Raw genomic sequence first — 11,351 nt, 5'->3', positions numbered from 1 at the left:
CGAACACATTACTAAAACGCTCTTTGCTTTTACTTCATTTTACCCAATTTGACCATTTTCAACCCTTGATTCGCATTTATCAGTAATTTTTCTTTTAGCTTCTCTTCTTATCAGGATCCTGCTCGTAAAGGATTTGGATTATTGCACACATTTAATGATGATGTGGTGAAAGCCGGTGGTGGTTTTGGATTACATCCACATACCAATATGGAAATCATCAGCGTGATGCTTCAGGGAAAAATGAATCATAAAGACACCATGGGTTATGCGGAAGTGGTAGAAAAAGATTGGGTACAAATTATGAGTGCGGGAACCGGTCTCAGACATGAAGAACATAATATAGGTGAAGAAGATGTACAGTTCTTACAAATATGGATCGAGCCTAAATTGCAAAACATCACACCACGTTACCAGAAAAGATATTTTCCGGAAGCGAAAAGAAAAAATCAGTTGACCACCATCGTCAGTAACGAAGAGGGTATTACACACTGTTGGATCAATCAGAATGCAAAATTGAGCTTGGGTTATTTTGATGCACAACAAAAGATCAATTATGCATTTCCTCCCTTGAATAAGTGTGTATATGTATTCGTGATCGATGGTTCACTTACGATAAACGGAACAATCCTCAATAAAAGAGACGCTCTTGGCATCTGGGACTGCAATGAATTTACCTTGCATATTGAACAGGAGAGCCGCTTTATTGTTATAGAAGTGCCGATTAATCATTGAGTAGTTGATAGTCCATGGTCCATAGACCATGGTTAAAGAAAAGAGATTGTACTAACTATGGTCTATGGACTATGGACCATCGACCACACCCAAACTTGCAAAACATGAACATAGAAATCATTTCAGGAAGTCCGAGAACAAATAGCGTTACTTATAGACTGGCATTGTTCTTACAAAAACATTTGAGTCAACATACCCCTCATCAGGTGAATATCATTGATGTGCGCGATTGGAGACTGCCTTTATTAGAAAACGTGTTCTCTTCCGTAGAGAATACACCCGAAGCATTCAAACCATTGGCAGAAAGAATGTTTGCTGCGGATGCTTTTATTCTGGTAACACCCGAATACAATGGCAGTTATTCACCCGCTTTACAAAACCTGGTGGATCACTTTCCTAAGCAGACCCATAAACCTTTTGGACTGGTAACAGCATCAACCGGTGCCATGGGTGGTATGAGGGCGAGTCAGCAGTTGTTGCTGCTGGTGCCGGCATTATTTGGTATTGCTTCGCCTTATATGCTGGTAACACCATTTGTAGACAAAAAATTCAGTGAAGCCGGTGAACTCACAGATGGTTCTTTTAGTAAGTCTATTGACCTGTTTACCAAGGAGTTCCTATGGTTGGCAGAGACACTGAGACCTGAATTAAGTACGGCTTACAATTAACTTTATAAAACGTGGCGGAGTTGTTAACTTCGCCACTTCTTTTTAAATCATAACATGAGCGACGAGATCAAACACGAATGTGGGCTTGCCTATATTCGACTCCGGAAACCTTTCTCCTATTATTTACAGAAACACGGTACGGTAACCTATGGCCTCAATAAGCTGTACCTCCTGATGGAAAAACAGCATAACCGTGGACAAGACGGTGCCGGAATCGCCGCTGTGAAACTGAATACTGAGCCCGGAAACCCCTTTCTGCATAGAATGCGCAGCAATGCGCCGCAGCCCATCGCGGATATTTTCTTTAAGATCGGACAGGAAGTCCAGGAACTGGAAAAATACCAGCCCGATATCAAACAACATCCGGGATTGATGAAAGGACACCTGCCCTTTCTCGGAGAACTTTTAATCGGACATCTTCGCTATGGTACCCAAGGAAAGAATAATGTAGAGTTTTGCCATCCTTTTATTAAAAGAGATTTGATGCCGGGTAAAAACCTGGCACTGGCAGGTAACTTTAATTTGGTGAATACCGATGAGTTATTTGACCTTATCAATATGAGTCCGGGTGACTTTCAAAAACAAAGTGACCTTGCTGCCATGATGGAAGTGATCCATCATTTTCTGGCGAAAGAAGATGAACTACACCCGAATGCAGCAGATCTGAAAAATGTATTACAAAAAGCAACACCCTTGTTTGATGGTGGTTATACCATCGGTGGATTACTAGGCAATGGTAGCAGTTTTGTAATGCGTGATGCGCATGGTATTCGTCCGGCTTATTATTATATCAATGATGAAGTGATTGTGGCAGCCAGTGAACGTGCGGCTATCAGAACAACATTCAACGTTGGTGAGAATGAAGTGATGGAATTGATGCCGGGTAAAGCCATTATTGTAGATGATGCCGGTAACTATAGCATTGAACAGATACTGGAACCCAAAGAAAGAAGAGCTTGTAGTTTTGAGCGTATCTATTTTTCACGCGGTAGTGATGAAAAAATTTATCGCGAAAGAATTGCATTGGGTCATCATTTAAGTCAGACGGTATTAGAGCGAATCAATAATGATTTGAAGAATACGATCTTCTCTTATATCCCGAACACTGCGGAAGTAGCTTTTTACGGATTGGTGAAAGGGATGGAAGAATACCTGAACAAGATCAAGGTAGAACGTATTCTCAGTTGGGGAAATGATTTTACGCCGGATAAATTGGAAGAAATGATCACGCGTAAGATCAGACAAGAGAAGATTGCCATTAAAGATGTGAAGCTGCGTACATTCATTACGGAAGATGCCAATCGCAATGAAATGGTGCAGCACGTATATGATGTAACTTATGGAACGGTTCGTCCGGGTGAAGATATTTTGGTGGTGATCGATGATAGTATTGTACGTGGCACAACCTTGAAAGAAAGTATTGTACGCATGCTGGCGCGATTGAAACCTAAAAAGATCATTGTGGTTTCTTCTGCGCCACAAATTCGTTACCCGGATTGTTATGGAATTGATATGAGTAAACTCGGCGATTTCATTGCATTCCGTGCAGCAATCGCTTTGTTGAAAGAAAAAAATATGGAACATGTACTTACAGAAGTGCATGAGAAAATAAAAGAACTGACCCGTACCGGACAATTACACACTGAGAATGTGGTACGTCAGGTATACAAGCCCTTTACTACTGAAGAGATCTCTGATAAAATTGCGCAATTGATTACGCCTGCGGAAATCAATATACCGGTAGAAGTCATTTACCAAACCATCGAAGACTTACATGATAGTTGTCCAACCAACACCGGCGACTGGTACTTCACGGGCAACTACCCAACGCCGGGCGGTAATAAGGTGGTGAATAAAGCATTTTTGAATTTTATTGAAGGGAAGAATGTGAGGGGGTACTGACCCCCCTGCCCCCTTAAGGGGGTGAGATTTTTGAACGCCTCATTTTTGGATGGGGCGTTTTGCTTTGGGTAAGTTTCGAAACTTAATAAAAGCAAATCCGTAATAAATAGAAAAGTTGATGAAACTATAATTGGGATGTAAACTTTCGTAAATTCATAAGACGGCAGCAATTTCTTCCACTTATATCCTGAGAAAAAAATCCTTTATGACTAAATACAAGACTTTACATATTTGGATGCTTATCCCAATGGTTATCATGCAACTTGGTATATTAAAAGATTATTGGGGTGATTTTTCGGACAATGCCTAGTCGGTACATATACATTACTGGACAGGTACTATATGGTATCTATACCTAATTATTCAACCCTACTTTGCAACTCATCATCAACTTAGTCGACATAGAACCAACGGCATTATTGGAATGTTCACGGCAGGTGGAGTTTGTCTTTCTGCGCTTAGTATGATGAACAGGGATATTGTAAACGCTCAAACTGCCTTTGAGAAGGCTGATGCATTTGGTCCATTTCAACCATGGTTCTTTTTAGGTGTTGCAGCAATTGAAATTGTAATGATGACCGCATTTGGTTTTGCAATAATAAAAAGCATCATTCACAGAAAGCAATTAGAAGACCATTCTTGGTGGCTCATCTCAACGGTTTTCATTATTATGATGCCAGCTTTAGGTCGAGGAATACAAATGTATATGTTGGTATGCACATAAAGCAATGGCCTAATATTGACATCATGCAACCAATTTATCTTTCGGAAATTATAATTATAGCATTGCTACTTCTCGGTGCTTTGAAATATAAAAAAATAACCCACCCTGCTACATATCTTGCCTTGGGGGTTAATTTATTCAATTGTCTACTAGAACCACTCGGGAAGTCAGAGGTTGTTCAAGCATTCTTAAAGTCCATTGTGAAAGGCTAAAACCATCACTCATATGGAGAGTCTAATCTTTGAAAAGTTTTAAAGCTTTATAAAAGTCTTTTTTCATTACTGCAAGGTTATTGCCAAATGTACGTCTCATGATAAAAGATAATAAGGCAACCTAAAATTCAGTAGATGACAAGTAATCACCCAATCATCGAATACATCCAAAGAACCATTGATCTAACAGATCAAGAAGCAGAAATCTTTGCCGGATCTTTTCGTGAGGTGAAGATCAAAAAACGTCAGTTTATTGTTCAGCCGAATTTCATTGTTAAGAATAGAAACTATGTGATCAAAGGTGCTTTCAGAGCCTATGTGGTGGATGATCATGGTCAAGATAGCACTATTGCTTTTGCTATTGAGGATTGGTGGATCACAGATTTTAATAGTTATATTTTACAAACACCGGCTACGATGTTTGTGATTGCATTGGAAGACAGTATTATTCTAGAGATATCCTATGAAAAGGAACAAATGCTCAAACAATCCAATCATAAATTTGAAACCTTCTTTCGGATCAGGGCAGAAAGAACGGCTGCTTTTATGCAACAACGTATTATCTCTAATCTTACACAAACCGCAGAAGAACGATACGATCGTTTCATGGAGAAATATCCTCAGATCGCTGAAAGGGTTCCGCAGTATGCATTGGCTTCTTATTTAGGGATGACAACAGAATTCTTATCAAGGATCAGAAATAAGAAAACCTCCAAGAAAAGTTGATCTAGATCAACCTGATTTCCTAAACTAGATCATTTTTAAACTTTACCGGTTGTTGCAATTTTGTTCTGTCAATTACGACAAACAATTTTAAAACTACATACCATGTCAACGACCACCACAATCGTCTTTACGATTCCAACCAAAGCAGAAGTTTCTGAAACCAATCAATCTCTTTTTGACAACCTGCAAAAAGGGCTGGGTTTTGTACCCAATCTGTATGCCTATTTCGCAAAAAGTGAAACAGCTCTTGGCGATTATCTTGCTTTACAAAACCGAAAAAGCTCATTGAGGGCCAAAGAAAGAGAAGTGATCAATCTGGTAACCAGTCAAATCAATGGTTGCCGCTATTGCCAGTCTGCACATACGGTTATTGGTAAAATGAATGGATTTACAGATGAGCAAATTCTGGAGATCAGAAAGGGAACTGCTTCATTCGATAGTAAATTAGATGCACTGGCAAAATTCACTGCATCTGTAGTAGCTAACCTCGGTAAAGCAACAGAAGAAAGTAAGAATAATTTTTTTGCTGCAGGTTATAATGAAGCTAATTTGATTGATGTAGTGATTGTGGTAGGCGATAAGATCATCAGTAATTATATACACAATCTGACTGAATTCGAAATTGATTTCCCGATTGCGGATGCGATTTAATAAAACAACACCATTTTTTAGGAAGTACAAATACGGTACTTCCTTTTTTTATTCTATTAGTAGACAGATAGCTCCTCTATTCAAGTAAACCTGTTGTATCTTGTAATGACCAATCATCCAGATTTCACAGTTCTATTCCATTTGAATGAATTTATTTCCCATCGTAAAATCAGCTGTATGAAACCCATTCTTGTCGTTGTATTATTGAGCCTCCACCTTTTTCTCTTTGCTCAAAAAGAGCCGGTGAAGTTTGAACCGGGTAAAATATCCAATGGTGGTGTTTTTGGTTTAACGATTTCACCTGATGGTAATACAGCGTTATGGGTAGAGTCCAATGGTGGAAGAGATACATTGGTGATTAAAGAATCACACAAAATAAATGGTGTATGGCAAGAACCGGTGATCGCTTCTTTTTCTACTACTAACGCTGCATGGAAAGATGTTGATCCGATGTTCAGTCCGGATGGACAACAAGTACTCTTCCAATCAACACGCCCAGTTCCTGATCAACCCAACAGAACCGGTTTTGATATTTGGGCGGTGAAAAAAACTGCATCAGGTTGGTCCGCTCCCTATCATTTGGGTAATACCATCAATACCGATATCTCAGAATCTTTTGCCTCCATCACGACTGCCGGACATATATATTTCATGAAAGAAAATGAAAATAAAAAAGGCAATTCTGATATCTATGTTTCAAGGTGGGTCAATGGAGCCTATCAAACACCGGAAAATATTGGTATACCTGTGAATACGACAGATCATCGTGAATCAAACCCAGTCATTGCTGCAGATGAAAGTTTCTTACTTTATTTTTCCTCTGATCCAAGAGGGTTAGGAGAAGTGGATCTGTATATCAGTTTTAATACCCATGGCAAATGGACTTCACCTAAAAATCTGGGTAGTCCCATTAATTCATCGATGGCAGAGTTTTGTCCGTTTTATCATGCGAAAGAAAAGCGCTTGTATTTTGCCCGTCAGGATAGATTGGGAACTCGGATGAAAGAGGATGTTTATTATATTGAATTTGATCCGAAAAGGTTTCGTGATTAATAAGCGTCTTTCTAAGAGGCTCGTTTTATAGTCATGGATCATATTTAGGAAATTTTCACAACTTTTAAAGTCAATGAATCTATGATATACGTATCTTTGAAAAAATAACACGTATCATGACAACTAAACTCACACTTACTGTTGAAAAAGAAGTGATTGAGAGGGCTAAATCTTATGCCAAGGCTTCTGGTAGGAGTTTGTCAGAGTTAATTGAACAATACCTCGATACCATCACACAGGAAAACAAGCAACAAAAAATTTCTCCTAAGTTAAAAAAGCTTGTTGGGGCGGTTAGACTCCCTAAGAGTTTTGATGAAAAGAAAGAGCTACAATCTTACCTGGAGAAAAAACACTTATGAAAAAAATTTTCATCGATACTAATATTCTGGTAGATCTAATAGCCGATAGAAAACCATTCAGTAAGTATGCTATTGAGATTTTTAACTTAGCTGAGAACAAAAAGATTCGGCTCTATACCTCTTCTCATTCTATTGCAACAACCTACTATTTATTAAAGAAATTTATAGACGATAAATCACTTCGAGGAATACTTTTATCTTTATTTGAATTTGTAACAGTTATTCCGGTTGATGAGCAAGTATTATCAAAAGGATTAAGGGCTAAGCAAAAGGATTTTGAGGATGCCATTCAAGTGTATTGTGCAATAACCGTTGAAAAAATCGACTGTATCGTAACAAGAAATATTAAAGATTTCAAAGGAGTTGAAATACCTGTTTTGGCTCCTGATGAATTGTTTTCAAAAATCTAGTTGATCCTTATAAAAATCTTTTGTGTTTTGGGTTTTTGGAAAGTTTAGAAACTTTCCAAAAGCTCAAAGCACAATTTATAATCCGAAGAACTTTATATTTACAATTCTATCCCAAGGAAATGGTGTCTTCCTAATTGAACCGCCCTAAAAAGCTGATGGCGCCTGATCATAAATGTTGAGTACATTTAAATCAGGAACTTATGTCAGTACAACAAACTCTAACCCCTAACAATAACTACTCTTATTTTCAACGACTGTTGAAGTGGATTATTTTATGTGTATTGATCGGTTTTTGTTCCGGCTCAGCGGCAGCTTTGTTTCTCTATACATTGGATCTGGTTACTGATTTTCGAGAAAGTCATTTATGGATGGTTGCATTTTTACCCATCGCAGGATTCATGGTGGGCTGGTGTTATCATCGCTTTGGCCAACAAACAGAAGCAGGAAATAAATTATTACTGGCAACCATTCAGCAGCCCACGCAAAAAACCATTCCATGGATCATGGCGCCTTTGATTTATCTGGGAACACTGATCACACATCTATTCGGAGGCGCTGCCGGACGGGAAGGAACAGCTTTGCAAATGTCGGGCGCATTGGCTGATCAGTTAAGTCGGCCTTTTCGCTTGAATCCTGAAGATCGACGTACCTTATTAATCGCTTCTATTGCTGCCGGTTTCGGGGCAGTGTTTGGAACACCATTGGCAGGTTTCATTTTTGCATTGGAGATCAATCGAAAGATTGCATTACATTATACCATTCTTGTACCTGTCTTAGCAGCCTCTATACTTGCAGACCTTGTTACGAGATTATGGGGCATACCTCATACAACTTATACTATTGATCTGATACCGACTATTTCATGGTTAAGTATTGGCTACACCATCATGGCAGGAGCAGTGTTTGGTGTTTGTGCTTTTCTGTTTGTACAAATCATGCATGTTGCCACACGACAATATAAAAATCGGATTAGCTATCCACCTTTGCGTCCATTGGTTGGTGGTATTGTTGTTGTGCTATTATTTTGGTGGATTGGTAATAGTAAATACATGGGTTTGGGAATACCGATAATCGTAGAATCTTTTAGTGAGCCCATGGAAGTGTATGATTTTGCGCTGAAAATGATATTGACCATTCTTACGCTGTCTGCCGGATTCAAAGGTGGAGAAGTAACGCCGTTGTTTTTTATTGGAGCGTTGCTGGGAAATACCTTATCTATATGGATTCCCTTGCCTTTATCAATGTTAACAGGTTTAGGATTTGTAGCGGTTTTTGCAGGAGCTACGCATGCACCATTGGCATGTATGGTAATGGCAATGGAATTATTCGGAAAAGAAGTATTGCCATTCGCAGCCATCGCATGTATCATGGCTTTTTTATTATCGGGAAAGAAGAGTATTTATCAGGATCATTCCTAATAGCGATCGTTTCATATCAAGCAAATACATCAGTTTGTTAGACCCGATAGCAAACAGCATTGATATTCATCCCCGCACCCACCGAAGCAAAAATGACAATATCTCCTGTTTGTAAAGAATGATCATCCAATATGCCACGCTTTACCAAATCATAGAGTGTAGGAATGGTGGCTACAGAACTGTTACCCAATTTATGAATACTCATCGGCATCACACCGGCAGGTACTTCTTTTAATCCGTATAACTTATAGAGCACTTTAATAAATCCTTCATCCATTTTTTCATTGGCTTGATGGAGGAAAAACTTTTTTACTTCGGTTACATGTACCCCGGCTTTTTCTAAACAATCCTTCATCGCAGCAGGTACATTTTTAATGGCATACTCATATACTTTTCTGCCCTTCATTTTGATATAACGAATACGAGGATCTGATTCGGGGAAATTCGATTTACCCATGTACAAATAATAGGCTTCATCTACACAATGACTTTGTACACTGGCAGCGAGAATGCCACTCTCACTTTCCTTCGCTTCAATGATACATGCACCGGCACCATCACTAAAGATCATACTATCCCGATCATAATGATCGATGACACGGCTAAGTGTTTCCGTACCAATCACCAAACATTTTTTAGCGATACCAGCTTTGATATAAGCATCGGCTTGAATAATACCTTGTATCCAACCCGGACAACCAAACAGAATATCATAGGCAACACAGGAAGGATTTTGAATTTGTAAACCTTGTTTCACACGAGAAGCCAATGCCGGAAGAACATCTGTTTGAATGGTATGTTTTACGACATTACCAAAGTTGTGGGCTACAATAATTTGATCGATGGTTTCAGGATCAATACCGGAATCTTCAATCGCATGTTTGGCAGCAATCAATGCCATATCAGATGCATTGAATTCTGTACCCACATATCTTCTTTCTTCAATACCGGTAATATCTCGAAATTTTTCGATGATGTCATTGGGAGCAGCCACAATACGCTCATGATCTTCAGTATAAAAATCCTGAATGGTAAAATCTCTATTGGTTTTAATGTGTGGCGGGATATAACTTCCTGTTCCGGTAATAACGGTTTTCATCTCTGGCATTTTACAAATCGAATGGTACCTGTTACAATAAACGGGTAAACCAAATCTAATCAATACCTCGCATCTCAGCAGAACTAATTTTCTGGAAGCGATTGATCGTTAGTTTTTAGGAAGATATTTTCGGAAAATAATTATAGATATTTATCTCCCTTATTTCTTTTTACTTCTGCAACGTATTCTTTGATCGACTGTTCTTTATCTTTCTTACAAATCAACAATACATCTTTGGTATCTACCACAATAAAATCATCAAGCCCTTGTAATACCAATAATTTTTCTTTGGGTGCCGATACCATACACTTGGTTGCATCGATCACGATTACATTTTCACTGGCCACTGCATTACCGAGATAATCTTTTTCCAGATTATCATAAGCACTGTTCCAAGTACCCAAATCACTCCAGCCAAAAGAGGAAGGGATTACATACACATTATCTGCTTTTTCCATGATGGCTACATCAATAGAAATATTGGTACAGAGCGGATAAATTCTGTCAATCGCAGCTTTTTCTTCGGCAGTATTGAAACTTTTCTTTTCGGCATCAAACAATTCAAACATCTCCGGTTGGTATTGCTCAAAAGCTTTTACCACATTTTTTACTTGCCACACAAAAATGCCCGCATTCCAAAGAAAATCACCACTGCTGATAAAAGTCTTGGCAAGTTCGAGATTGGGTTTTTCAGTGAAGGTTTTTACTTTATAAATACCTTCCGCAACTGTCATGCTATCATGCTGAATATAACCATAACCTGTGTTCGGATGCGTAGGTGTAATACCCAGTGTTACCAATGATTTGATATGACTTACAAAATCCAATGCTTTTAAGGTAATGCTGCGAAAAGCTTCATTATCCAGAATCATATGATCACTGGGTGCTACAATGAGTGATGCTTCAGGATCTTTCTGGGCTAATTTAAAAGAGATATACGCAATACAAGGTGCTGTATTCTTACGACTCGGTTCGGCAAGAATATTTTCAACGGGAAGTTGTTTCAATTGCTGATGAACAATGGAAACATATTCATCGGAAGTAACAATGAAGATATTTTCTTTCGGGATAAACGTTGCATAACGTTCATAGGTCCATTGAAGCAATGATTTTCCCGTATGAAGAATATCTAAAAACTGTTTTGGATAAACTGTTCTGCTCATCGGCCAGAAGCGACTACCAATTCCTCCGGCCATGATGGCTACATAGTGATGCTGATTCATTCACACGCTGTTTTAATCCCTGAATAAACGCTGCAATATTACAGGCTTATTTAGTAATCCGATGATTAATCTTGATTATATTTCTGCCAGATACGTATCTGTCAATTACATAAAAAAGGTTGACCTTTTTTGTTATCTAATAACCATTGGGCATATTGGAGCCCGCGGTTCTGT

12 protein-coding genes and 1 riboswitch are annotated in these 11,351 nt (G+C 38.6%); of the genes, 10 read left to right on the top strand and 2 right to left on the bottom strand.

All coding sequences use genetic code 11. The features are described from left to right. Nucleotides 1–78 precede the first annotated feature (78 nt). The 10 genes from ACTIEV_RS15130 (at nucleotide 79) to ACTIEV_RS15085 (ending at nucleotide 8,855) form a co-directional block, all read left to right on the top strand. Nucleotides 79–732 carry a pirin family protein gene (locus tag ACTIEV_RS15130; protein WP_439516786.1) on the top strand — a complete coding sequence of 218 codons (654 nt, stop codon included), beginning with the start codon at nucleotides 79–81 and terminating at the stop codon, nucleotides 730–732. A gap of 104 nt (nucleotides 733–836) precedes the next feature. Then, a complete protein-coding gene (locus ACTIEV_RS15125) occupies nucleotides 837–1,400 on the top strand; it encodes an NADPH-dependent FMN reductase (protein WP_322197298.1) in 564 nt (187 codons plus the stop codon). A 54-nt stretch (nucleotides 1,401–1,454) separates the two neighbouring features. After that, the gene (locus ACTIEV_RS15120) at nucleotides 1,455–3,302 is read left to right on the top strand and encodes an amidophosphoribosyltransferase (RefSeq protein ID WP_322197297.1); all 1,848 of its coding nucleotides are present in this window, start codon (nucleotides 1,455–1,457) and stop codon (nucleotides 3,300–3,302) included. Nucleotides 3,303–3,726: 424 nt separating this feature from the next. After that, nucleotides 3,727–4,026, top strand: a complete 300-nt coding sequence (locus ACTIEV_RS15115) for a hypothetical protein (protein WP_439516785.1) — start codon at nucleotides 3,727–3,729, stop codon at nucleotides 4,024–4,026. 347 nt (nucleotides 4,027–4,373) lie between these two features. Further along, nucleotides 4,374–4,964: a Crp/Fnr family transcriptional regulator gene (locus ACTIEV_RS15110; RefSeq protein WP_322197295.1), complete on the top strand. Its 591-nt coding sequence runs from the start codon at nucleotides 4,374–4,376 to the stop codon at nucleotides 4,962–4,964. Between the two features lie 102 nt (nucleotides 4,965–5,066). Then, nucleotides 5,067–5,615, top strand: coding sequence for a carboxymuconolactone decarboxylase family protein (locus ACTIEV_RS15105; protein WP_322197294.1), 549 nt, complete (start codon nucleotides 5,067–5,069; stop codon nucleotides 5,613–5,615). A gap of 177 nt (nucleotides 5,616–5,792) precedes the next feature. After that, nucleotides 5,793–6,668, top strand: coding sequence for a hypothetical protein (locus ACTIEV_RS15100; RefSeq protein WP_322197293.1), 876 nt, complete (start codon nucleotides 5,793–5,795; stop codon nucleotides 6,666–6,668). Nucleotides 6,669–6,784: 116 nt separating this feature from the next. Continuing rightward, nucleotides 6,785–7,027 carry a DUF6364 family protein gene (locus tag ACTIEV_RS15095; RefSeq protein WP_322197292.1) on the top strand — a complete coding sequence of 81 codons (243 nt, stop codon included), beginning with the start codon at nucleotides 6,785–6,787 and terminating at the stop codon, nucleotides 7,025–7,027. Beyond that, complete coding sequence (locus ACTIEV_RS15090; protein ID WP_322197291.1) at nucleotides 7,024–7,437, top strand: type II toxin-antitoxin system VapC family toxin; 414 nt, start codon at nucleotides 7,024–7,026, stop codon at nucleotides 7,435–7,437. Before ACTIEV_RS15095 ends, ACTIEV_RS15090 begins: the two co-directional genes overlap by 4 nt. A gap of 106 nt (nucleotides 7,438–7,543) precedes the next feature. After that, a riboswitch (Fluoride riboswitch) is annotated at nucleotides 7,544–7,609 on the top strand. A 28-nt stretch (nucleotides 7,610–7,637) separates the two neighbouring features. Beyond that, nucleotides 7,638–8,855, top strand: a complete 1,218-nt coding sequence (locus ACTIEV_RS15085) for a chloride channel protein (RefSeq protein ID WP_322197290.1) — start codon at nucleotides 7,638–7,640, stop codon at nucleotides 8,853–8,855. A 37-nt stretch (nucleotides 8,856–8,892) separates the two neighbouring features. On the opposite strand, the gene ACTIEV_RS15080 is transcribed toward ACTIEV_RS15085, so the two are convergent. Both ACTIEV_RS15080 and ACTIEV_RS15075 read right to left on the bottom strand, forming a co-directional pair. Then, nucleotides 8,893–9,954, bottom strand: a complete 1,062-nt coding sequence (locus ACTIEV_RS15080) for a 3-oxoacyl-ACP synthase III family protein (RefSeq protein WP_322197289.1) — start codon at nucleotides 9,952–9,954, stop codon at nucleotides 8,893–8,895. Between the two features lie 140 nt (nucleotides 9,955–10,094). After that, on the bottom strand, nucleotides 10,095–11,177 hold the full coding sequence (locus ACTIEV_RS15075; protein WP_322197288.1) for a mannose-1-phosphate guanylyltransferase: 1,083 nt from the start codon (nucleotides 11,175–11,177) through the stop codon (nucleotides 10,095–10,097). Nucleotides 11,178–11,351: the final 174 nt, after the last annotated feature.

The organism is Sediminibacterium sp., from assembly GCF_051861365.1.
Lineage (GTDB): Bacteria > Bacteroidota > Bacteroidia > Chitinophagales > Chitinophagaceae > Sediminibacterium.
Note: the sequence above shows the minus strand (reverse complement) of the source record. Positions and strands in the feature narration are given on the sequence as shown.

Bases quoted from the DNA above. Each gene is read 5' to 3' on its own strand.
- ACTIEV_RS15125 (WP_322197298.1), top strand. From the start codon at position 837: ATGAACATAGAAATCATTTCAGGAAGTCCGAGAACAAATAGCGTTACT.
- ACTIEV_RS15120 (WP_322197297.1), top strand. From the start codon at position 1,455: ATGAGCGACGAGATCAAACACGAATGTGGGCTTGCCTATATTCGACTC.
- ACTIEV_RS15115 (WP_439516785.1), top strand. From the start codon at position 3,727: ATGTTCACGGCAGGTGGAGTTTGTCTTTCTGCGCTTAGTATGATGAAC.
- ACTIEV_RS15110 (WP_322197295.1), top strand. From the start codon at position 4,374: ATGACAAGTAATCACCCAATCATCGAATACATCCAAAGAACCATTGAT.
- ACTIEV_RS15105 (WP_322197294.1), top strand. From the start codon at position 5,067: ATGTCAACGACCACCACAATCGTCTTTACGATTCCAACCAAAGCAGAA.
- ACTIEV_RS15100 (WP_322197293.1), top strand. From the start codon at position 5,793: ATGAAACCCATTCTTGTCGTTGTATTATTGAGCCTCCACCTTTTTCTC.
- ACTIEV_RS15095 (WP_322197292.1), top strand. From the start codon at position 6,785: ATGACAACTAAACTCACACTTACTGTTGAAAAAGAAGTGATTGAGAGG.
- ACTIEV_RS15090 (WP_322197291.1), top strand. From the start codon at position 7,024: ATGAAAAAAATTTTCATCGATACTAATATTCTGGTAGATCTAATAGCC.
- ACTIEV_RS15085 (WP_322197290.1), top strand. From the start codon at position 7,638: ATGTCAGTACAACAAACTCTAACCCCTAACAATAACTACTCTTATTTT.
- ACTIEV_RS15080 (WP_322197289.1), bottom strand. From the start codon at position 9,954: ATGAAAACCGTTATTACCGGAACAGGAAGTTATATCCCGCCACACATT.
- ACTIEV_RS15075 (WP_322197288.1), bottom strand. From the start codon at position 11,177: ATGAATCAGCATCACTATGTAGCCATCATGGCCGGAGGAATTGGTAGT.